Genomic DNA, 21,361 nt, shown 5'->3' on the forward strand with positions numbered 1-21,361 from the left:
GACCTTCCATCGGATTGCTCGGTCCGTCTCTGTTTTCTGAGAGACGAAAGATGGTTCCCTACCGGATCCCATTTCTGTATCCCACCAATTCTTTCCCGTCCCGGTCACACCGCCGTTAAGACGGCCCGGATCCAAGCGGTACGAAGTACTGGGTACCCGATTTAAACTCCCGAATCTCCCTGATAAGCTGCGCAAGGTCCTCCCGGTTGGATACGAAATCGATCTCCGTGGTATTGATCACCAACAGCGGGGTCTCGGCATAATGAAAGAAAAACTCATTATACAGAGATATCAGATCTACCAGATACTGGGCGTCCAGGGACTTTTCATAGGAGATATCCCTGGCCCTGATCCTTCTCTGCAGCACCTCGACCTCGGCCTGGAGGTAAATAACCAGGTCCGGCCGGGGAATGCGCGGATCGAGCACGCCGAAGACCGTGTCATAGAGCATCAGCTCGTGTTCATCCAGGGTCAGTTGGGCAAAGATGCGGTCCTTGGCAAACAGGTAGTCGCTGACGGTGGTCCTCTGAAAGAGGTCCGCCTGTCCCAGGTCAAGCTGCTGCTGATATCTCGACAGGAGAAAGAACAGCTGGGTCTTGAAGGCGTTCCTCTCTCGATCCCGGTAGAATTCGGGGAGAAACGGGTTGTCATCTACATTCTCAAAGAGCGTCCTGGCGTTAAATTCTTTCGCCAGCAGGGTCGCCAGGGAGGTCTTGCCCACACCAATGGGGCCTTCAATAACGATATATCTGGCCTTATGCATATGCCGTGAGGCACGGGTCCCCTGGGTGTCCCTTTATATGAACAGATACATTATATCACAAAACGTAAGATTTTCCTATACCATATACGTACAATCCTGTCCAGCATTTTTCACATATTTTTTTCATTTTTCACACACCGCGCCCGGTCGCGCGCCCGCACATCAAATTCGATACACACACCCGATCAATACGGCATCCCCACGATTTTCCGCTGAATTTATATCCCCCCGGAGTCGGGATCCGTCCCGTCTTCAGGCAGCGTCAATAAAATCACATGGGTGATGCGCTCGATCAGGGACCCCCGGGCGCCCCCTTTCCCCAGGGTCAGTTCGGACACCGCCACCCGTCCGACGCCCACCAGGTATTTTCGTCCCAGGTCTTTTGTGCGATAGGCCCAGATATCGTGAATGACATAATAGGCGTCGTCGTACGTCCCCAGGTAGATCATCACGTGCCCCGGCAGGCGAAGGATGCTCATTCCGGGCGGCGCGGTATCCAAAACGGCGTACTTTTCCGAAACAGGTGTGTCGGCGTCGAATTCGCCCAGGACCACCCCCACCTTCGACTGGGAGGTGGAGTTCCTGGGCAGGACGAAGCCGAACGCACTGAACACGTCCCGCACAAAGGCCGAGCAGTCCCAGTATCCCCACATGCCGCCCCAACCGTACCGCTCGCCCTGCATGGAAAAGGAAACCGCGATGACGTTTCGCCGGGTATAGGGGAGATACCCCGTATGTATGGATGCGTCCTTTTCGATGAAGCCCGTGGCGAACGCCAGGGAGCCGCCCTTCCCCCGGACCGGCACCCGCACCTCCCAGGCGCCTTCGGTCTCAGAAACCAACGGCACCCGGGACCCGAGACGCAGCCCGCCCAGGTACGTCCCCCGATCGGCCTTATGGCGAGAGAAAGTCGCTCCTTCGCCGTATACCGGGGCCATAGGTCCAACCACCACGAGGAACGGGTCCGCCGCCCCGTAGCTCGTCACCTCGTCCCGATCCCGGGCGATCCCGATATCACAGCTCTCCACCCAGCCCGATACATAGGGAGACACAATATACGACCAGCTTCCATCGGACGTCTCCCACATCACCGCCACCGGCGTCCCCCAGGAAAGCCGGCTCATCTGGAAGTAGTCGAACTGGTAATCATTCATCTCCTCCAGGGCCAGCTCTTCGGTGGGCAGCACCCGAACATCGGTTTCCCGAACGGTCATGCCCCAGACCACCGTCACCGACCCGGGCATGTCATCCAAGGCCATGAATTCTTTCATATCGGCGAAAAATTCAGGCGTGAGGGGAAAGTTATCATGGCCGATAAATCCGCCGCTTTCCGCCCAGTCTGAGAGCGGGGAGATCATCAGCAGCACTTCCCCACCGCTCTTCGTCTCGGAGAGCGAAAACACGTCGTTCAGGTAGACCTCCAATTCGAGGGCGCGCCGGTTGAACGCCTCTATCTCGGATGCGGACATCAGGACCACATCAAGATCGCCTGTTCGGTCTATCCAGAATTCGGGCGTTTCAAGCCGTTCCGTCACCGACGGCAGCGGCAGCTCGGCCGGCATCCATACCTCGGATCGAAACCCGGCGCATCCTGAAAGAATCAAGAGCGCACATACAACAACCAGAGCGTTCCTTCTCATACCGTCCTTCCACATCGAGCGGTGAAAGCCCCGCGCAGCATACCTTCACGGTACATGGTCGTCTTCGGGCCGATCGGTGTTTTTATAAATAAAACCAACATATTCCCCGAATTAATAATAATACAGCGGTTTTCATTTTCCCTTGACGGATATGATTTCACCATGCTATTTTGACACATTGTATTCGCCATGTAAATACTCAACATGTACGGTCGATGACAGAGAAGAAAAAAAGCGACGCCGCAAAAAAGCTTGAGGAGAAGCTCCTCTACCGACCGAAGCCGGTATGGGATAAAATCAACGGAGACCAGAGAAACGAGCTGTTCTCCCTCGCCGATGACTACAAGGCGTTTCTCGCCGCGGCAAAGACGGAGCGTCTGGCGGTCCGGGATATCGTGACGAGGGCCAAGGAACGCGGATTCGTCGACGCCGCGACAGCCGAGGGAAAAACGGCGAAGAAACTCTTTATGACCAATCGAAACAAGGCCGCGGCCCTGGCGGTCATCGGCACGGAAAAACCGGCGAACGGCCTCTCTCTGATCGTATCACACATAGACTCCCCCCGTCTCGACCTGAAACAGCGCCCCCTCTACGAAGACATCGAGCTGGCGCTTATGAAGACCCACTATTACGGCGGTATTAAAAAGTACAACTGGGTTTCCCGACCGCTCTCACTTCACGGCGTTGTGATTACCGCGGACGGGAAAGAGGTGGAGATATCCATCGGCGAAGACCCCGACGATCCTGTCTTCACGGTGTCGGATCTGCTCATCCATCTGGCGGGCAAGGCCCAGATGGAAAAGAAAATATCGGAGGCCGTCCCTGCGGAAAAGCTCAACATCCTGTGCGGAAGCATCCCGTTTACGGACGCCGAAGTCAAGGAACGGGTTAAGCTGGCGGTGATGTCACTGCTCAACGATACCTACGGCATCGTCGAGGAGGACCTCATCAGCGCGGAACTTGAGATGACACCGGCGGGGCCGCCACGGGACGTCGGGTTTGACCGCTCGATGATCGGGGGGTACGGTCAGGACGACCGTATCAGCGCATTCTCAAGCCTCCGCGCCGCCCTGGACGCGGAACATCCGGCCCGCTCGTTCGCGGTTTTCTTCATGGACAAGGAAGAGATCGGCTCCGAAGGTGTGACCGGCGCCCGGGGGCGGTTCATTGAAGAGGTGATGTCGGAGCTTCTGGACAGAACCGAAAAGGTCCGGATCCCGGATGATATGATCGGGGCGTTTTCCCGGTCGGTCTGCCTCTCGGCGGACGTGAACGGCGCCCTGGACCCGGATTACCAGGAGGTGCACGAGGCGAAAAACGCCGCCCGTCTGGGATACGGTGTGTGCGTTACAAAATTCACCGGCTCCCGGGGAAAGAGCATGGCCTCGGACGCGTCCGCGGAGCTGGTAGGGCGGGTAAGAAAACTCTTCAACGAGAATAATGTTGTCTGGCAGCACGGCGAGCTGGGCAAGGTAGACGAGGGAGGGGGCGGCACCATCGCCAAGGATATCGCCGAGCGGGGCATAGACGTTATCGATTGCGGGCCGGTACTCCTGGATATGCATTCTCCCTTTGAGATCTCCAGCAAGGCGGACCTCTACATGGCATACCGGGGATTTCGCGTCTTTCTGGAAAAAGGAATCTGACTTTCGCGGCGTCCTCATGAGGCGTCTCGATTCAAGTGATTTCGAAGGCCGGCGCCTCCCGCATCGAGATAGTAACCGCCGGCAATCACGAACATCTTTTGTTTTATGTCTTTTCATACGACCATATATAACCGAAGCAGCACGATGTCGGGATGTTTCGGCGTCATCCGAATAATCGGGTTGGTTTCCCTCGCGGTGATGCTGTTTTCGATCGCCGCCTGGGCGCAGGACGGAACCACGATGCCGAGGGAAACTGTTACGGTCGGCGTCAGGGATGATTTCGCCCCCTTTTCCGATGTGCAGGAAATAGACGGTGAAGAGATCTTTACCGGGTACGACGTGGAGATAGTCCGCGCCGTCGCCCGGGATATGGGAGTTAACGTGACATTCACCGCCGCTCCTCCCGTCACCCTGATACCGATGGCCGCCGAGGGACTTGTCGACCTGGTGCCGGGCATGGCCCATCGTCGCGGATGGGAGTTGGCGGTGGATTATTCCGAGACCTATTTCCTCGCCGGCGCCCGGGTCCTGGTGACCACGAGGTCACACATTACGAGACTCGCACACCTGAAGAACAAGCCCGTCGCCGTCATCGACGACTCCATCACCGGCGGCTTTACCCCGGACGACGTCATCGCGGCGCTGCCCGAGGCCGTCATCGTGACCGCGGCCGATCTCCCGGAGGCCCTGAGTCTCCTCGAATCCCGGGAGGTGGTGGGCGTGGTTGCGGATCTGCGCACGCTCATCGCGACGGTGTATGCCAACGATGAAAGCGAGCGATACCGCATCGTCGAAGATGCGATCACCACGACACCCGTGGGAATCATGCTCCCCCCGGACGACGATACGCTTCGTGAGCGGGTGAATTTCTCCCTGATGAACATCTACACGACCGGCGTCTATGGCGAGATAACAGAGACATGGTTGGTTGAGCCGCTTCCCTGTGCGATAGACGCCGGATTTGTCATGGAATTATGGCCGGAGTAACGAAAAGATGCACAATATAAACAAGATACTTGTGGCTCTGGACGGATCCGATGTTTCCATGAGAGCCTTCAGTTGGGCCAGTGACCTGGCATGCGTCTTCAGCGCCGAGTTAATCGTCCTGGCCGTCTCGGACAAGAGAAAAACCCCGGAAGACGAAACGTCTCCCGCATTCATGACCGACCGGGAAGTGAAAAACCTCGTCGAGGTATACGCCGAAAAATACGAGGAACTCTTCAAAGCAATCACCGACAAATGCAGTGACGCGGAAGTGCCCGTGAGCACGGTGACGCTGCACGGTCTTCCATCCCAGGAAATCGTTCAGCTTGCCATCGACGAGGATGCGGACCTGATCGTCATGGGGGCCCACGGCAAAAAGGAGGAATTCTACCACGAATTCACCTCCACATCGGAGCGGGTCCTGAAAAAGTCTCCGTGCCCGGTGCTGATGATCGTGCCGGAAAGAAAGCGGGAGAAGACCAAACCGGGAGAGCCGAAACAGAAGAAATACACGCCGATTCTCCACAGCACATGACAATGCAACGCCTTTTCAGGGCGTTCGAAAAACGGCGGAAATCACAGAAGAGACACCGTACCACAAGGGAGCATTGACGGCCCCATGATTATTTTTAGAAATGTAGAAAAATACTACGGCACCTTTCACGCCCTCAAAAACATCAACCTGCACGTGCACCCAGGAGAGGTCGTCGTCATCTGCGGACCGTCCGGCTCGGGAAAATCGACACTGATTCGATGCATCAACGAACTGGAGCTGATCAACAGCGGCGAATTGATCGTCGATGAACAAAATCTTTCCGATCCCCGGACAAATATAAACGACCTGAGGGCGGAAATTGGCATGGTTTTCCAGCAGTTCAACCTCTACCCCCACATGACCGTTCTCAAGAACATCATCCTTGCCCCCACGAAGGTCAAGAAGGTACCGAAGCAGGAAGCGAAGAGGCTGGCCTTGGAGCTGCTGGAGAAGGTGCGCATCCAGGATCAGGCCTATAAATATCCATCGGAGCTTTCCGGCGGTCAGCAGCAGCGGGTGGCCATCGCCCGGGGCCTCGCGATGCAGCCCAGGATTATGCTCTTTGACGAGCCGACGTCCGCCCTGGACCCGGAAATGATCAGCGAGGTCCTCAACGTCATGAAGGACCTGGCCAAGGAGGGCATGACGATGGCCGTGGTCACCCACGAGATGGGCTTCGCCCGGGAGGTGGCGCATCGAGTCATCTTCATGGACGAGGGGAGGATCGTCGAGGAGGGAACGCCGGAACACTTCTTCACGAATCCCCAGGACGAGCGAACGAAGGCGTTTCTCAACGAGATTCTGTAGCGACCGGAGTATCCATATATTGGATACCATGTGTGCTTTTATATATCTCATACACACCATTAAGGAGGAGCGTATGAAAAAACTGCTAACCCTTTTATTCGCCATGATGTTGATCATGGCCCTGGGCGTGGGCGTCGCCACGGCCCAGGAAAAGTCGACCCTTGACGTGGTCAAGGAACGCGGCGTGCTGATCGCCGGCGTCAAGGACTCCGTTGTCCCCTTCGGCTTTGTCGATGAAGCCGCCCGGGATCTGGTCGGTTTCGACGTGGATGTCTGCCGTTACATCGCCGATGAGCTGGGCGTGGACCTGGAGCTGAAGCCGGTGACGTCCTCGAATCGTATTCCTATGCTCACCGACGGACAGGTTGATATCCTCGCCGCCACCATGACCCACAAGATGGAGCGGGACGAGGTCATCGATTTCTCCATCACCTACTTCATGGACGGTCAGAAGCTCCTGACCGCCGCGGACAGCGGCATCACCAGCTACGAAGACCTGGCCGGCAAGAAGGTCGGATCGGTCAAGGGATCCACCAGCGAGAAGAACATCATCGGAGTCCAGCCGGACTGCGAGGTGGTCTCCTTCGAGGGATACCCGGAATCCTTCCTGGCCCTCAAGCAGGGCAAGGTTGTGGCCATGACCACGGATTCCGTGATCCTGGTGGGCCTCAAGGGCAGCGACCCGGAACCGGCCAAATGGGCGATCGTCGGAGACGCATTCTCCATCGAGCCCTACGGACTGGGACTCCCGGAGAACGATTCCGAATGGCGTGATTTTGTCAACTTCACCCTGATCAAGATGTGGAATACCGGCGCCTGGCACGAGATTTATGAAACCTGGCTCGGCCCGGATACCAATTATTACATGCCCCTCACCTGGGATATGGAAATCTGGCCCTAAACCACGACGCGACATGAAAGCGGGAGGAGGTGTTTCCTCCTCCCGTGATATTTCATTATGAAAGAACATCTGAAAAAAGTAATAGAACCCATACTGAACGTTGCGAAGCGATTCGGAGAAAAACTGAAAAGTATCGCAACACGAGTATCGCAATCTGCAGATCCATACCGGGAAAAACTCAAAGACGGTAAAATATGGATGTTGCGATTTGCAAAACGTTATAAGTATATCGTCTATCCGCTTTATTATATCGCAATAATTTTTCTCCTGTATATTCTCATCTACAAGGTCCTGATCCTCACGGTTCTCGATGTAGAGATTCAGTACAAGCTCGATTACTCGGTGTTTCTCAGAGACAGGACCGAGGGGATCACCTACATCGAGCTGCTTTTAACCGGGGTTTGGACGACGATCAAAATCTCGTTCTTCTCCATCATCATCGCCATGGCCATCGGGACGATCCTGGCGGTGTTCCGCCTCTCCCGGGTAACGATCCTGGACGTGTTCTCCAAGGCGTATATCGAGCTGTTTCGAAACACACCGCTTTTGGTCCAGATATTCCTCTGGTACTACGCCTCGGATGCGTTCATGCCGAGCTTTTTTACCGACTGGTTCTACCAGCAGACGAACATCGAGTTCGCCTACGGCATGGCGGCCCTTGCCACCTATACCGGCGCCTTCATCGCCGAGGAGATTCGGGCGGGCATCCAGTCCATTCCGAAGCAGCAGATGGAGGCGTCACGATCCGGCGGATTGACCTTTATCCAGGCCATGCGGTATGTTATTCTGCCCCAGGCGTTCAGGATCGTCATCCCGCCCCTCATCAATCAGACCCTGAACCTCACGAAAAACTCGTCTCTGGTCATGGCCATCGGGGTGTTGGAGCTCATGGCCAGCGCCCGGTTCATCTTCGACGAGACGTTTCGGGTGTTCGAGGCCCTGTCGGTGGCCACGCTGATCTACATGGCCATATCCCTGTTGATCTCTCTGGCCATCAACATGTATAACAAGTATTTCCTCAAATATATAACGTATTGACGTAGAGATATGTCCCACGCACGAACAAAACGATTGACCAGGATAATCCTCACCGCGACTACCTACGCGGTTCTCGTGATCATGGTGATTCTGGAACTAATCTTCCACTCCATCTCCGGTCTCATGTACAGCATCGTCTCCGGGATATCGTCATTCCGGTTCGACATCATTGTCAAATACTTCCCCTATTTTGTCCTTGGCAGAGTGGGGGAACCGGGGGGGCTGGTGCTGACGTTCATCCTTGCGGCGGTGAGTCTGGGCATCGCTTTCGTCACCGGCCTGATCTTCGGACTGATGCGGCACAGCAAGCGCTGGTGGCTCCACTACCCGGCCATAGTCTATATCGAGCTGATTCGCGGCATGCCGCTGATTCTCGTTATCTTCTGGTTCGTCTTCCTGCCGCCGGCCATGTCCGAAGACCTCAAATCCATAGACCGGATGTATTTCGCCTTCCTGGCGTTCATCTGTTTCACCGGCGCGTATCTCGCCGAGATCGTCCGGGCGGGTATTCTTTCCATCGGCAAGGGGCAGATGGAGGCGGCGCGCTCGACGGGACTGACCCACGCCCAGGCGATGTTCCATATCATCATGCCCCAGGCCCTGAAGAACATGATCCCCTCCTTCGTCAACCAGTTCGTCAGTCTCATCAAGGATACCTCCCTGGTCTGGTTCGTGGGTTTGGGGGAATTCACCACCACCATATTCCAGATAAACAACAAGGTGCTGGTGGCCCCCTTCGAACTCTATTTCTTTGCGATACTGGTCTATTTTCTTATCTGCTACCCGCTGACCGCTTCCAGCCGCTGGCTGGAGAGAAAGCTGGGTGTGGGACAGCGATAGAGAAGAGAGTATCACCACCGCGTACGGCGGGTGATATTTCCTCCACCACAAAAAAGCCTCGGGATCCCCTCCCGAGGTTTTTCGCATGAAAGCTCACATCTCACTTGATGCGCGTATAAGACGTAATATTTTTAGTGACGGAGCGTGAGGGGTCTTCGGGTGGAACGGATCCCGCTTCCCCGGACTTACCCCTGCGTTGGCGCATCATTCATTACTATCTCGACGCGCCGAGGTCTCTCGGATACATCATCGCCCGCCCCGCCTCACTCCCCTCGCCGGAAGCGGTCGCGGTTTCCCGCCGCCGATCGGTTTCAATACAAGGCCGCATCGGATCGGGCGGCTACCGGCCGATACGAATGAGGTATTCGATCGTCTCGATCGGCTCCACGTCCGTCTCCCAGGACCGGCGATACATGTACGTCAACGTGACCTCCCCCTCCGAGACGGCGGAGAACTTCCACACAGTCGTTACCGACGCCCCCACCATTTTTGGATCGCTTCCCTCCGGATCGAAGCTCTTTGTCTCGATGAGTTCCAGCAGTCCCTCGGGCTCCGCCCGATACTCCCACCCGTACCCGGTGGAGGGATTCTCGTCCAGGACCACGCAGACGGAATCGCCGACGATCGCCTCGTTCACCTCAAATTCCGTCACCACCGTCGAGCAGGCCATCCTGTCCGGAAACGACAGAGAACTATTCGTTTCCATTGCGCACGCCCATGAAATGCATATAAGAACACCCATCAGGCCCGATAGTATTACGTGTAATTTCATCCCTTCTCTCCTCTTGTCGCTCACACATATTATATACCATCCCGCCGGGCGTGCCTTTACGCACAGATATGCACGGCACGCTCAGGGAAGTATTGAAAGCGGGTACTCGACGGTATCGAGAATCACCCGGCTTTCACCGGAAAAGTATCGGATGTTGAACACGATCGTATACTCACCCGTCTCCCTGGCGACGAACTTCCAGATTTTCGTCTTTGGATAGTCCGTCGGATTGTCCTGAATGATCGGCTTGTGGCTGTGCGTCTCCTCGACGAGGAATTCAACCGGATCACCGTCGCCCACGGTCATCTCCCAGAACGTCTTCTCCCTGGGCTGCTCCTCCCTGACCACCGAGAGTACATCACCGACCCGAACGTCGGTGACCGTGTTCTGTGAGAGGATGATCGTCTTTTTCGTGGACATTTTCACCTGTGAGCAGCCGACCCCGATCATCATCAGGACCAACATGATCACACAAAAGAAAACTCCCTTATTCTTCATCTATCAGTACTCCTTCGGAGTTTGCAAGCATATCAATCAGGTTTCGGCACACCTCGAAAAGATCGTGCCCGTCAATGATCTGTACCTCCCCGGTTCTCCTGACCTTGACCTCCACCTGTCCCTTCGCGATGAGCTTTCTGCTGACAATCACCCTCAACGGAAACCCGAGGAGGTCGGCGTCCGCAAATTTCACGCCGGCGCTCTCCGGCCGATCATCCAGAAAGACCTCGAACTCACGGGCCAAATCCTTCGCCGCGTCGTGCGCCGCATCCAGGATGTCATCGTCCTTGCCCAGGGGGATGACGGTGACGTGGCACGGGGCGACGCTCACCGGCCAGATGATCCCGTTTTCATCATGGTTCGCCTCGACGACGCTCGCCATGGCCCGCTCCACGCCGATGCCGTAGCAGCCCATCTCGACGAGCGACTCCTTCCCCTCTTCGTTCAGGTAGGTCAGGTTCATTGCCTTCGAATACCGTGTTCCGAGCTGAAAGCAGTGGCCCAGCTCGACGCCCCGAAGCAGCGTGATGACGCCGTCGGCACACGAGGCGCAGCGATCTCCCTCCCGGATGGAGGCGATATCCACCGTCTCCGGGACGGTGAAGTCCCGTCCGCGAACGGCGTTTTTAATGTGATAATCGATCTTGTCTCCCCCTACCACATACACCGACTCCCCCAGTACCGTGCGATCGAAGAGAATCCGCACGCCCGCCCTTTCGGCGCCCACAGGAGAGATAAATCCGGGGACGATGCCCAGCTCCGTCAAAACCGCGGGAGCGGCGGGGGCGATATCGACCGCCTTCAGGCGGTTGGTGAGCTTCGTCTCATTGACGTCATAGGCCCCGTTTATAAACGCCACCACCACCTCCGGCGCCTCATTTGGGGCGAGCGTCGCCTCATAGGCCACGGCTTTCAGGCAGTGTGTTGTATCCACACCGAAAAAGGAAGCCACGCTCTCTATGGTGGTCATCTCCGGGGTGTGCACCTCCTCGGCCGCGGGGTGATCCTTCGGCTCATCCTTCGGTACGACCACCACCTCCGCCCGCTCCACGTTCGCTGCCATGCCGCAGGAAGAACAGGAGGTGAATGTATCCTCGCCGCCGGGGGCGGGAAGGATGAACTCATGGGACGCACTGCCTCCCATGGCCCCGGAATCGGCCTCCACCGGCACACACGGGAGCGCCATTCTCTGAAAGGTGCGCACGTATGCGTTATAGATGCGCTCGTAATATACCATCAGGTCCGACACGTCCCGGTGAAAGCTGTAGGCGTCCTTCATCAAAAATTCCCGAACCCTGATGAGCCCCCCCCGGGGTCTTGCCTCATCACGAATCTTGGTCTGGATGTGATAGAGCATGAAGGGGAGATCACGATAGGAGGAGAGGTATCCCCGGGCGAGATCGGTCACCGTCTCCTCATTGGTCATGGCAAGACACATATCGGTGCCCCGTCTGTCCTTGAAGCGAATCAGCTCCGATCCCATGATGTCGTACCTTCCGGTCTCTATCCAGAGGGAGGCCGGATTCAACACCGGCATCAAGAGCTCCTGACCGTCGATACGATCCATTTCCTGGCGGATGATATCCATAATCTTTTTCATGACGCGGTACGCCAAGGGGGCGAAATCGAACACCCCTGCGGATACCTGCCGAATGAATCCCCCCTTGAGCAACAGCCTGTGAGAGACGAGTTCCGCGTCTCCCGGGTCCTCCCGGCGGGTGCGGACCAGTGATCGGGTATATCGTATGATATTTCCTCCGAACGCTGTTTTCACGAAATGTCCTGTTTCCATACAAGTCCTATATGGTTATATCTTCGAGTCAAGAATGACGTATACAGCATGCGCGGTAAAAAGTCAAGAACTTGTACGGCACCTTTCTATATATAAAAAAACCCTCACTTTTGGGAGGGCATTCTATACATGACCGTCGGTTCATCTCCTGTACGGTCTACATCGCTAGGGCAGAACTTGAAAATCGCCTCCCTCCTCCCGCTCCACCGCGAGGAAGAAATCACAATGAGTACACTTAACCGCTTTGTGTGCGAAATCCCCCTGCATATTGTTGTCGCAAAAGGTTCCGGGCACCTGCCAGCACACGCGACCCCTGAAATTTCCGTCGTGAACGCCGTCATATAATCCTGATTGTGCGGCGGGACACACACCCCATTCCGGCACCTTTGGACCTCCCGGCTCCCGACCGCACTGCAACATTTGCCAACAATTCTGCTTAGCCATACTTTACCACTCTGGTTCGTTGTGGAGTAATAACATATAGGACATCGCAAGGAAAATCTTCGTTAATATACATTCTGCTTATCCTTACTCTATTTGTCAAGTTAAATATAACGGATATGTATGCCTCAATAATTATATATCCGCCTTTTTTGTTACTACCGGTGGTTGAAGACATAATGATGCCGACATGATACACCGGGCATTTAATACACGAAGACAGTCCTTGTCATGTACAAACGGCCCGTGTGCCTTTCGGTCACACGGGCCGTTCAAACAAACCCTTGTTTTATCACTTCATCCTATCCCTCTGTCTCCTCCCCCAGTATAACCGCCGTTCCCACAACAGCGACAAGGAGCAATTCTCCCCCGCTCAGGGACTGGTAGGAGAAGGAAACGCCCACCGCCCCGTCCGCCCCCTGTTTTCGGGCCTCGGAGCACATCCGCGATATCGCGGCCTCACGGGCCGTTCGCACCTGGTCCTCATGAAGATTCGACCGGGCACCCACGACGTCCCTCACCGCCCGGCCCATTCCCTTGAGCCCTCCTACACCCACCACCGCCTCGCCGGAAACGATACCGACAATTCCCGCTATCCGTCGCCCGGGGATGTCGTGTGTGGTGGAGAGGATGATTTCTTTCTCGTCCGTCATGGGCGGGTCTTTCGATTCAATATCTTTCCAGAGTTTTCGACCGAAGCACGGCTCCCTTGTGAAACCGGGTGGCCGCCATTCTCCGTCTCACTTCGGAGGGATTCCAAGGGAGACTTTACACGAAGAGCGGCATCGGGCCCGCCCGCGGCCTTGGACGCCACGGAACCGGGCGCGCCGTTCGTCCCTCAATACTCCCCCACAATTCCCCCGGTTGATGCGACACGCGACGTATGAAAAACGATCACGCGCCCTGCGGGATGTGTTCACGCCATCAGGACCGTGATCAGTGAATCACCGTGTTTTCGCGCCGAACGACGGTGCCGGTTTCCTCGTCCGTCACGTCTTCGGCCGGTATGCGGTAATCTCCATTGATCCAGCGTGCCAAATCGATGAGGCGACACCGGTCGGAACAGAAGGGGAAAAACTCGTCCCGCGCCGATGTGTCGCACCGGGGACATCGAACTCCTTCGGTGCGTTTCTTGGTCATGACTCGTTCTATGACTCCGTTGGGATGAAGCCACCCTTTTTCAGCTCCTCTTCCGCTCGCTTGATACCCTTTTTATCCCCTGCAGCCTCGAAGGCCTGCCTGGCGAATGTCAGGCGTCCCGCCTTCAGCGCGTTTTCCGCCAGGTCCGCCAATTCCCGGACATCCGGATCCCTTCCGATCAACACGGAAGCCCGATGAAACAGGAAGAAATCCCCATCAACCAGCGCCCGGCGGGAAATCTCCTCGATTCCCTCATGAAAGCCGGCCTGACCGTAAAAATCCAGGGCGTCGCTGAGACGTCCCTGTTCTTCATACGCCCTTCCGTGCTCGATCAGATCGGACTCATTTGCCGGGTCATGGGAGGCATCGCCGTAGAGGATGATCCCTTTTTTCAGTGGATTCAAAAGCGCCATGCTCCACCTCAGTCATCATCTTCCGCTGTGTCGTCGTCCTCGTCCTCTTCGTCTTCCTCCAGGTCTTCGTCGAGGACCTCTTCCGTGTCATCGTCGGCCTTGGACGCTGATCTCTTCTGTGCATCCTCCGGGATTTCCTCCTCCCGATTCAGCTCGTCCTCTTCCTCGTTGTACGCCTCGAAGAGGTCTTCGTCCGGAACCTTCAACTCCTGGATGTTCTTGAAGTTGACCTTCCCCGCGGCGATCTCCCGCAGGGATCGGACGATGTCCTTGTTTTCCGTCGAGCCGACGAGCAGGGCCGATCCCCTCCTCAATTGTTTTGTTCTCATCGCCGCCAGGTGCACAAGCTCAAATCGATTGTCCACCTTGTCCAGACAGTCTTCAACGGTTATTCTCGCCATGATTTGCTTCCTTATTCCTGCAAATCCAACATATCAAAGTGCACATCCTCCACCAGGTCCGACTCCACCGCATATACCATCGGCAGATCGGAGGATACGGCGGGGTAGTGCCCGTATTCCTCGTCCTTTTCTCCCAATAAAATCCCGCCCAGTTCCATACCTTCGGCACCGAACAGCGAGATCGAAATCACCGGCTCGTCCAGCCCGAAGGGTTCCAGGTTCTCCGTGGTATCGTACATGACATCGTAATAGGCCAGGTCCGATACGCCCAAAAGAAGATACGTCATCGTCTCGTCGGAGACATCCGCTTCCTCTGGCGAGATCATCGTCCATTTCCTTTTATTCTTCTCGATCTCGTAAGTGTCCCCCTCCCAGTCGATAACCACCCGCTCCACGTCATCCGGCTCGAATGTGAGGAGGGACTTGTCCTTGAGGTCGAAAAGCGTCGGGGAGAATACGCCCGGATCGTCCAGGGTTACAAACGCCACGAAATCCGTATCCTCCCGTATCACACGAACGTACACACCGCCGCTCATTTCGTCTCCGAAGATGAGGCTCGCCTCTTTTTCCCCGCCCTCTTCTTCCTCGTAGACGACGTGAAGGGACAGTCGGGGATCATCCATCCCGTATCGTCCGGCATCGGCCGTCGGCTTCTCCACCACCTCGTCGAACCGCAAATTCTTGAATTCGAAGAGCAGATCGTCGACGGCGGTTTTATCTCCCTTGAGCTTCTCCGGCTCCTCGATCTCCCAGCCGTCCTCGGTTCGGGAGACGATGAAGGAATCATGTTCGGTCTCGAGGGTAAAGTCGGTCACATCTGCCACGGTGTAATCGAGGAGGATTCGCTCCATCAACGATTCTTCGGTCAGTGTCAGCTTGTTCTTCACCGCATTGCCGACGGTAAAAACCCAGGGCATCCCCTCCCAGAGGGCGTAGTAGTCGCCGTCTTCGCCCTCATCGCCGATCACCAGGGTGGATGAGGCGCCCTCATTGTCGGTGAGAACCAGGGTGATCACCGGATTATCAAGGCCGTAGGGGGCGAGGTCCTCCGCCTCGTCATCGAAGAAGTTGATCGCCTCGGCCTCGGTCACGTAATCCAGAACGTCGTATATTTCGGTCGGGTCGGCGGTGAATTCCACCGGCTCGGTGATAATCCAGTCATCGCCGCTCACCCGCTCGGAGGTGACGGTTTTGCCTTTCCTCGTGACCGAAAACCGCTTGACGTCGTCCGTGTAAAACGGGGTGATGTTCTTCTCCCTGAGGGCCCGTGGGTCCCTGTTGAGGTCCGCCAGCACCAGGGAATCGATGATGCCCAGCGTTTCGCCGTCGTCGTGTTCGACCAACACATAGAGCTTTTCGCCTTCCGGGGTCTCATCACCGATGAGAAGCCGTGAGGCGTCGTCCCCGGCAAAGAGCGTCACCGTCAGCACCGGCTCATCCAGGCCGAACTCGGTCGGATCCATGCCCGCCTCGGCGGGATCGCCGAAGTCCCGCTGTAGTTTCGCGTCCAGGGCGAAGGAGATGAGGGACGCCACCTCGCCGTTGTCCGCGGCCGTTCGTACAGGTGTGGTCATCTCCCATGCGCCGTCACCTTTTTTCAGGACGATCGTACCATCGGGAGACACAAGCTCGATGTCGGTGACGTCCTCCTCGTTGATCGGGAATACCTTCTCCTCCTTCGCCTTTTTTTCCTCGGTCTTCGGGAGGTACAGCTTTTCCAGCCCCAGGTATACGCCAATCACCACGAGAAAGGAAACGACCAGGATGAGAAGCGTTTTCGGCTTCATGTTCTCCACCTCCTCACCAGCCACACGACGACTCCCGACACGAGCACCGCGAGGGGTATTAAAATCAACGATACGAGAAGCATCAGTACTACCTGCCGGCCGGAGAGAGACAGGGGAGTAGAAGTCTTGGACTTGGGCGTGATGGCCACCAGGTCGTCCTGCTCGGCTAGCCAGTTGACGGTGTTCACGAAGAGGTCGATGTTGCCACCCTTCGTAATGAGTCCATCGACGATGAAATCCGAATCACCGAAAACCGCGAACCGCGCCTCCGGCGCCATGGATTCTTCCGACTCGTCCGAACCGTCCGCCGTATCATCGACTTCCTCTGATTCGTCCCCTCCGACATTCCGATACCCGATAACCGCCACCGGCACCGGTCCGGGGATATCCGCGCCCTCGTTGTATTCAGCCTTGTCGGAGGTCAGGTTCGTCTCCGCCCAGGCCTGCTCGCCGGTCATGGCAAGCTCCGTCAGCACCCAGTCGCTGTCCACTTCGTCGTCTATCATCACCGATCGTGCATAACTGAGGAAGCTCTCGACAAGCATGACGGTTATGGGATGGTTCACATACCTGCTGATCATCGGTACAAAATAATCCCCGCCGAACGCCCGAAGCGACGTATCGATAATCAGGTCGTTTCCAATGTTCAGGCCGAAGCCGGTGAGATACGCCTCGTAATTGGAAAGTGATCCCGGCTCGATCATTGCCAGGAGTGCGCCGCCTCGATTCAGATATGCCTCGATCGATTCCAACTCCACCGGGAAAAGATCGGTCCGGGGGCCGGCAATAATCAGAACCGCCGCGTCCTCCGGGATTTCGGGCGTATTCAGCAGATCCAGATCGGCCACATTGTAGTTCTGGCTTTCCAGCATGATTTTTGCGTTACCCAGATCATTTTCCAGAGATTTCTCCCCGTGGTTGATGAGGAAGTATACTGATTTCGTTTCGGCGTTGACGACCTTGAGGATGGCGTTGGTCAAGGTCTGTTCCCCCTTATCAAACAGGTCGAACTCGTCAATAACCGCCCGCTCCTGGTTGTCCCCGTAGATAAAAACCACGGTATTGTATTCGGCCACCTTGTATTTCTCCACTTCCCCCGGATTCAGGTCCGGATCCACGAAGCGGTAATGGAAGGATCCGCCTGACGCATACTTGTATCGATCCAGGTAATCGGAGATCGCCTGGCGGTACTCCGGCTCGCTGGTGGGAGTAAATACCACCGCTTCGAGGTCATCTTGCAGGTCTGCGAGGATTTTTTCGGTCTGGGGCGAGAGGGTATAGCGCTTGTCGTGAGTCAGGTCGAACTGCGTGTTGTGGTTGTATGAAAACACCATGATAACCACGATTATCCCCAGAACGACCACCACAGAGGCGATGCTGGTTGCGCCGTAGAGCTGTCCCCGGGTAATCGACTTCCATCCGATGCGTTTAAAGACACCGCCGACGGCGCCGAAAAAGCCTTTTATGGTTTCTCCCACTGTTTTTTTCGTATCGTTCATTAGTTGCTCCTCCAGCTGCGGGACTGCAGGGCCGTATAGGCCAAGAACAGGAAGAAGACCGTGAAGAGAACATAATACACCACGTCGTGGGTGATGATAATGCCCTTGGTGAAATTCTCAAAATGGGTGAAGATGGAGAGATCCTCAAGGATGATCCCCAGGTTCAGCTCCGTCAGCTCCTGGGCCCAGTTGATCACCCAGAACAGTATCAGCGCGCCGAAGGTGAGCACCGATGCGACGACCTGCCGCTCGGTAATCGACGAGGCGAATATACCCAGAGCAATAAACGCGCCGCCCAACAGGAAGAGCCCCAGGTAATTGGAGAGCAGGGGCCCCAGCTCCGGATTGCCGTAGAGGAACAGGAACAACGGCACCGGGAAGGTGAGCAGTAACATGGCGACAAGCATGGAGAGGGCCGCCAGATACTTGGCGAAGAGCACGTCGATGTCTCTGACCGGATAGGAGATCAGAAGCTTCAGGGTGCCGGAGCCCTTTTCCTCGGCTACCAGCCGCATGGTGAGCATCGGAATCAAAAAGAGCATCACCACCCCCAGGTTTGAAAACAGCGGCCTGACCACGAACTCCTCGATGTTCAAAAGACCCTGGTAATAGGGCATCTGGCCGTAATCAAAGCTCATTTTGCTGTACGTGGCGGTAATGGCGAAGAAGAAATACCCGCTGATGAGACTGAAAATGAACAGGATCACGTATGCGATCGAAGAAATGAAGTAGGACCGCATCTCTTTTTTATATATGGCCCAGATGTTTCGCATCCGCTATACCTCCCTCTCTTCCGTGACCAGGTTGATGAAAATCTCCTCTAGCGTCACATCCTCGTTTTTGAGTTCAATCAGGTCGAAGCCGCCCCCCACCACCGCCCGGGCGATCTCCGCCCGAATTTCCGCCTGGCGTTCCAGCATGACGTGATAGACCGTCCCGACGGGTGAATCCTCGCCGGCGGTCACCCCTTTCACTCCGGTGATCCGTGAGATGGCTTTTTCCACCTTGTTTTTGGGACCCGAAACCACGGCCTTCAGCCTGTCTGTTGTTATCAGTCTCTTCTGGAGATTTCCGGGGGTGTCCACCGCCACCAGCTCTCCCCTGTTGATGATAATCAACCGCTCACAGACCTGGCTGACCTCCGGGAGGATATGGCTGCAGAGGATGACCGTGCGCTCGCCCGCCAGGGATTCGATCAGGTTCCTGATGGCGATGATCTGCATCGGGTCAAGGCCGATGGTCGGTTCGTCCAGGATGAGCACCGGGGGATCGCCCATGAGGGCCTGGGCGATACCCACCCGCTGGAGGTATCCCCGGGAGAGCTTCCCGATGCCCCGATGCGCGACGTTTTCGAGCTCCGTTGAGGCGATGGCCTTGTCGACATCAGCCGCAATCCTTTTTGAGGGCACTCCCTTGAGCTCTGCGACGAAAGAGAGATAGGACAACACGATCATGTCTGAATAGAGCGATATGTTCTCGGGCATGTACCCGATATGCTCCTTGACCTTGATCGGATCCTCAAGCACGTCGTAGCCTGCGACTCGCGCACTTCCTCCGGTGGGGGGAAACAGGCAGGTGAGAATGGACATGGTGGTGGTCTTGCCGGCGCCGTTGGGGCCCAGAAAACCGAGCACCTCCCCCTTTTTCACGGTGAACGAAACATCCTTCAGGGCCGCCACCGGTCCGTAATTTTTCGTGAGATTGTGTACCTCTATCATATCCATAGAATGCTCCCTCAATACGCTGCGTGTGAATTCATATCAGCCCGGCGCCGAAGCCCTGGGCGACTCCGGGATGAACCTATGAAATCCGGTATGGGTGAAACGGTAAAAGAAACAGGCGGACGTTGATGAGAAAATCAGGGTGGAGAAAAAGAAAATCGGGGACTGATAATGATATAAAAAACACCTTGCAATGGTGCACGAATGGGTGTATACATCTCTATTCGCCCCTTTTGAATGCGGGATACCGCACAAGAAAAAAACATAATATCATATTATTATAATATAAAAAGGAAAAACGAGTCAAGAGATTTCTATCCGAAATCCGGCGGGGATCGACTGTTCGAAACGCACGCCCCTCACCTGAATGCACATCATCTCCACACATGCCCGAAAGACGCGTTTTCCGTACCGGAGCACCGGACCCTTCGGTCGCCGACATATCAAAGGCGTCGGGGGCGAGCGGCTCGTCGACCCTTTGTCTTTCCATCCCCCGATTCATTGACACCAATTTGAACGATCTGTTATAATAAAAAAATTATGGTTATTACTTCTACAGGGGTCGGCTTCGAGCAGGGTCCCATCAGACCCCCCAGCGAGGCCGCCAGCCTTCTTATACGACTGAACAGAAACTGCCCCTGGAACAAGTGTACCTTCTGCCCGGTGTACAAGGGGACACGCTTTTCCCTCAGGGAGGTCGATGACATTATCGATGACATCGACGTCATGGCCCGGATGGCCGACGCCGTGAGATCTTTGTCGTGGAAACTGGGCTTCGGCGGCGAGGTGAACCGCCGGGTGGCGGAAAAAGTCTTCTCCGGCGCCCTGGGTAATTCAGAACAGGTCAAGTATATCGCATACTGGCTCTATCATGGAGGCGCACACGCCTTCCTGCAGGACGCCAACAGTCTGGTAATGAAGCCGGCGGACATCATCCGGGTGCTTGAACACGTGAAGAAAGCCTTCCCCCACATCGAGCGGATCACCACCTACGCCCGGGCCGCCACCGCCGCCAAATTGTCGCTGGACGAGCTTCAAGACATGCGAAACGCCGGATTGACCCGGGTGCACATCGGTCTGGAAAGCGGCTCCGACGAAGTGCTGAAACTGGTGAGAAAGGGCGCCACTCAGAAACAGCAGATTGAAGGGGGAAGAAAGGTGGTGGAGGCGGGGCTTGAGCTGTCCGAGTACATCATGCCGGGACTCGGGGGAAAAAGGCTGACCACGGAACACGCCCGGGAGACGGCGCTTTGCCTTTCGGCCGTCAACCCCCACTTCATCCGCATCAGGTCCTTTCACGCCCACCGGATCATGCCGATTTATGAAGATGTGCTCTCCGGCGATTTCGAGCTCCTCACCGACGACGAGGTCGTCTCCGAGATCAGGCGGATCATCGAGGGACTCGAAGGCATCGAAAGCTACATCGCCAGCGATCACATTCTGAACCTACTGGAGGAGGTGGAGGGACAACTGCCGGGCGATACGGAGGCGATACTGGGAATTATCGACCGCTACCTGGGCATGGATGACGACGACCGACTCCTCTTTCGCATCGGGAGGCGGGCCGGCTTCCTCCGCCGGACGGGGGACCTGGACGCGGTTGAAAACAGGGAGCGGGCCCTGCGGGTCAAGCGGCGGCTTTCGGAATCCGACGACGTCGATATCGATACCGCCGTACGGGGCCTGATGAATGGATACATTTAATCTGTTTCGGACACAATACCCATATACAGGCAATCAGAG

Annotated in this window: 21 protein-coding genes; 8 read left to right on the forward strand and 13 right to left on the reverse strand. The window is 56.1% G+C overall.

Going from position 1 to position 21,361, the window contains the following annotated elements:
• Positions 1-115: 115 nt before the first annotated feature.
• Together JW885_16925 and JW885_16930 are read right to left on the reverse strand one after the other, a co-directional pair.
• Entirely contained in the window at positions 116-763 is a 648-nt protein-coding gene (locus tag JW885_16925) for a deoxynucleoside kinase (protein MBN1883849.1), read from the reverse strand.
• 218 nt (positions 764-981) lie between these two features.
• Positions 982-2,403 (reverse strand): SH3 domain-containing protein, encoded by a 1,422-nt coding sequence (locus JW885_16930; protein MBN1883850.1) that lies wholly within the window; start codon positions 2,401-2,403, stop codon positions 982-984.
• 215 nt (positions 2,404-2,618) lie between these two features.
• Between JW885_16930 and JW885_16935 the strand changes: the two genes are divergently transcribed.
• The 7 genes from JW885_16935 to JW885_16965 all read left to right on the forward strand — a co-directional run bounded on the left by JW885_16935 (position 2,619) and on the right by JW885_16965 (position 9,154).
• Positions 2,619-4,049, forward strand: a complete 1,431-nt coding sequence (locus tag JW885_16935) for an aminopeptidase (protein ID MBN1883851.1) — start codon at positions 2,619-2,621, stop codon at positions 4,047-4,049.
• A gap of 144 nt (positions 4,050-4,193) precedes the next feature.
• Positions 4,194-5,036 carry a transporter substrate-binding domain-containing protein gene (locus JW885_16940; GenBank protein ID MBN1883852.1) on the forward strand — a complete coding sequence of 281 codons (843 nt, stop codon included), beginning with the start codon at positions 4,194-4,196 and terminating at the stop codon, positions 5,034-5,036.
• Between the two features lie 7 nt (positions 5,037-5,043).
• Positions 5,044-5,568 (forward strand): universal stress protein, encoded by a 525-nt coding sequence (locus JW885_16945; GenBank protein ID MBN1883853.1) that lies wholly within the window; start codon positions 5,044-5,046, stop codon positions 5,566-5,568.
• A gap of 84 nt (positions 5,569-5,652) precedes the next feature.
• Positions 5,653-6,375 carry an amino acid ABC transporter ATP-binding protein gene (locus JW885_16950; GenBank protein MBN1883854.1) on the forward strand — a complete coding sequence of 241 codons (723 nt, stop codon included), beginning with the start codon at positions 5,653-5,655 and terminating at the stop codon, positions 6,373-6,375.
• Between the two features lie 73 nt (positions 6,376-6,448).
• Positions 6,449-7,276, forward strand: a complete 828-nt coding sequence (locus JW885_16955; protein MBN1883855.1) for an ABC transporter substrate-binding protein — start codon at positions 6,449-6,451, stop codon at positions 7,274-7,276.
• Positions 7,277-7,474: 198 nt separating this feature from the next.
• A complete protein-coding gene (locus JW885_16960) occupies positions 7,475-8,314 on the forward strand; it encodes an amino acid ABC transporter permease (GenBank protein MBN1883856.1) in 840 nt (279 codons plus the stop codon).
• 123 nt (positions 8,315-8,437) lie between these two features.
• Positions 8,438-9,154: an amino acid ABC transporter permease gene (locus JW885_16965; GenBank protein MBN1883857.1), complete on the forward strand. Its 717-nt coding sequence runs from the start codon at positions 8,438-8,440 to the stop codon at positions 9,152-9,154.
• Between the two features lie 340 nt (positions 9,155-9,494).
• Here JW885_16965 and JW885_16970 read toward each other — a convergent pair whose 3' ends face one another.
• From JW885_16970 to JW885_17020, 11 genes are all read right to left on the reverse strand, one after another.
• Complete coding sequence (locus JW885_16970; GenBank protein MBN1883858.1) at positions 9,495-9,860, reverse strand: protease inhibitor I42 family protein; 366 nt, start codon at positions 9,858-9,860, stop codon at positions 9,495-9,497.
• Positions 9,861-10,007: 147 nt separating this feature from the next.
• Positions 10,008-10,424, reverse strand: a complete 417-nt coding sequence (locus JW885_16975; protein MBN1883859.1) for a protease inhibitor I42 family protein — start codon at positions 10,422-10,424, stop codon at positions 10,008-10,010.
• Positions 10,414-12,198 carry a proline--tRNA ligase gene (locus JW885_16980; GenBank protein ID MBN1883860.1) on the reverse strand — a complete coding sequence of 595 codons (1,785 nt, stop codon included), beginning with the start codon at positions 12,196-12,198 and terminating at the stop codon, positions 10,414-10,416. Before JW885_16980 ends, JW885_16975 begins: the two co-directional genes overlap by 11 nt.
• 761 nt (positions 12,199-12,959) lie before the next feature.
• Positions 12,960-13,310: a heavy metal-binding domain-containing protein gene (locus tag JW885_16985; protein ID MBN1883861.1), complete on the reverse strand. Its 351-nt coding sequence runs from the start codon at positions 13,308-13,310 to the stop codon at positions 12,960-12,962.
• Between the two features lie 283 nt (positions 13,311-13,593).
• A complete protein-coding gene (yacG, locus tag JW885_16990) occupies positions 13,594-13,797 on the reverse strand; it encodes a DNA gyrase inhibitor YacG (protein ID MBN1883862.1) in 204 nt (67 codons plus the stop codon).
• Between the two features lie 8 nt (positions 13,798-13,805).
• Positions 13,806-14,210, reverse strand: a complete 405-nt coding sequence (locus tag JW885_16995) for a hypothetical protein (protein ID MBN1883863.1) — start codon at positions 14,208-14,210, stop codon at positions 13,806-13,808.
• A gap of 8 nt (positions 14,211-14,218) precedes the next feature.
• Positions 14,219-14,611 (reverse strand): DNA-directed RNA polymerase subunit omega, encoded by a 393-nt coding sequence (locus tag JW885_17000; protein ID MBN1883864.1) that lies wholly within the window; start codon positions 14,609-14,611, stop codon positions 14,219-14,221.
• 11 nt (positions 14,612-14,622) lie between these two features.
• Entirely contained in the window at positions 14,623-16,422 is a 1,800-nt protein-coding gene (locus tag JW885_17005) for a DUF4340 domain-containing protein (protein MBN1883865.1), read from the reverse strand.
• Positions 16,395-17,897, reverse strand: coding sequence for a GldG family protein (locus JW885_17010; GenBank protein MBN1883866.1), 1,503 nt, complete (start codon positions 17,895-17,897; stop codon positions 16,395-16,397). The genes JW885_17005 and JW885_17010 overlap by 28 nt, the downstream gene beginning before the upstream one ends.
• Positions 17,897-18,670 (reverse strand): ABC transporter permease subunit, encoded by a 774-nt coding sequence (locus JW885_17015; GenBank protein ID MBN1883867.1) that lies wholly within the window; start codon positions 18,668-18,670, stop codon positions 17,897-17,899. Before JW885_17015 ends, JW885_17010 begins: the two co-directional genes overlap by 1 nt.
• A gap of 3 nt (positions 18,671-18,673) precedes the next feature.
• Positions 18,674-19,615, reverse strand: coding sequence for an ABC transporter ATP-binding protein (locus tag JW885_17020; GenBank protein ID MBN1883868.1), 942 nt, complete (start codon positions 19,613-19,615; stop codon positions 18,674-18,676).
• A gap of 543 nt (positions 19,616-20,158) precedes the next feature.
• Here JW885_17020 and JW885_17025 point away from each other — a divergent pair.
• On the forward strand, positions 20,159-21,322 hold the full coding sequence (locus JW885_17025; protein MBN1883869.1) for a radical SAM protein: 1,164 nt from the start codon (positions 20,159-20,161) through the stop codon (positions 21,320-21,322).
• Positions 21,323-21,361: the final 39 nt, after the last annotated feature.

The sequence above is a fragment of the Candidatus Zymogenaceae bacterium genome, assembly GCA_016931225.1.
In the GTDB taxonomy this organism is placed as follows: domain Bacteria; phylum Desulfobacterota; class Zymogenia; order Zymogenales; family Zymogenaceae; genus JAFGFE01.

What these genes read in the sequence shown, in the direction of transcription:
- JW885_16940 (MBN1883852.1), top strand. Translation starts at nt 4,194, where the DNA reads ATGTCGGGATGTTTCGGCGTCATCCGAATAATCGGGTTGGTTTCCCTC.
- JW885_16930 (MBN1883850.1), bottom strand. Translation starts at nt 2,403, where the DNA reads ATGAGAAGGAACGCTCTGGTTGTTGTATGTGCGCTCTTGATTCTTTCA.
- JW885_16975 (MBN1883859.1), bottom strand. Translation starts at nt 10,424, where the DNA reads ATGAAGAATAAGGGAGTTTTCTTTTGTGTGATCATGTTGGTCCTGATG.
- JW885_16945 (MBN1883853.1), top strand. Translation starts at nt 5,044, where the DNA reads ATGCACAATATAAACAAGATACTTGTGGCTCTGGACGGATCCGATGTT.
- JW885_17025 (MBN1883869.1), top strand. Translation starts at nt 20,159, where the DNA reads ATGGTTATTACTTCTACAGGGGTCGGCTTCGAGCAGGGTCCCATCAGA.
- JW885_16955 (MBN1883855.1), top strand. Translation starts at nt 6,449, where the DNA reads ATGAAAAAACTGCTAACCCTTTTATTCGCCATGATGTTGATCATGGCC.
- JW885_16965 (MBN1883857.1), top strand. Translation starts at nt 8,438, where the DNA reads ATGTACAGCATCGTCTCCGGGATATCGTCATTCCGGTTCGACATCATT.
- JW885_17020 (MBN1883868.1), bottom strand. Translation starts at nt 19,615, where the DNA reads ATGATAGAGGTACACAATCTCACGAAAAATTACGGACCGGTGGCGGCC.
- JW885_17010 (MBN1883866.1), bottom strand. Translation starts at nt 17,897, where the DNA reads ATGAACGATACGAAAAAAACAGTGGGAGAAACCATAAAAGGCTTTTTC.
- JW885_16995 (MBN1883863.1), bottom strand. Translation starts at nt 14,210, where the DNA reads ATGGCGCTTTTGAATCCACTGAAAAAAGGGATCATCCTCTACGGCGAT.
- yacG (MBN1883862.1), bottom strand. Translation starts at nt 13,797, where the DNA reads ATGACCAAGAAACGCACCGAAGGAGTTCGATGTCCCCGGTGCGACACA.
- JW885_16985 (MBN1883861.1), bottom strand. Translation starts at nt 13,310, where the DNA reads ATGACGGACGAGAAAGAAATCATCCTCTCCACCACACACGACATCCCC.
- JW885_16950 (MBN1883854.1), top strand. Translation starts at nt 5,653, where the DNA reads ATGATTATTTTTAGAAATGTAGAAAAATACTACGGCACCTTTCACGCC.
- JW885_17015 (MBN1883867.1), bottom strand. Translation starts at nt 18,670, where the DNA reads ATGCGAAACATCTGGGCCATATATAAAAAAGAGATGCGGTCCTACTTC.
- JW885_16925 (MBN1883849.1), bottom strand. Translation starts at nt 763, where the DNA reads ATGCATAAGGCCAGATATATCGTTATTGAAGGCCCCATTGGTGTGGGC.
- JW885_17000 (MBN1883864.1), bottom strand. Translation starts at nt 14,611, where the DNA reads ATGGCGAGAATAACCGTTGAAGACTGTCTGGACAAGGTGGACAATCGA.
- JW885_16960 (MBN1883856.1), top strand. Translation starts at nt 7,475, where the DNA reads ATGTTGCGATTTGCAAAACGTTATAAGTATATCGTCTATCCGCTTTAT.
- JW885_16935 (MBN1883851.1), top strand. Translation starts at nt 2,619, where the DNA reads ATGACAGAGAAGAAAAAAAGCGACGCCGCAAAAAAGCTTGAGGAGAAG.
- JW885_16970 (MBN1883858.1), bottom strand. Translation starts at nt 9,860, where the DNA reads ATGGAAACGAATAGTTCTCTGTCGTTTCCGGACAGGATGGCCTGCTCG.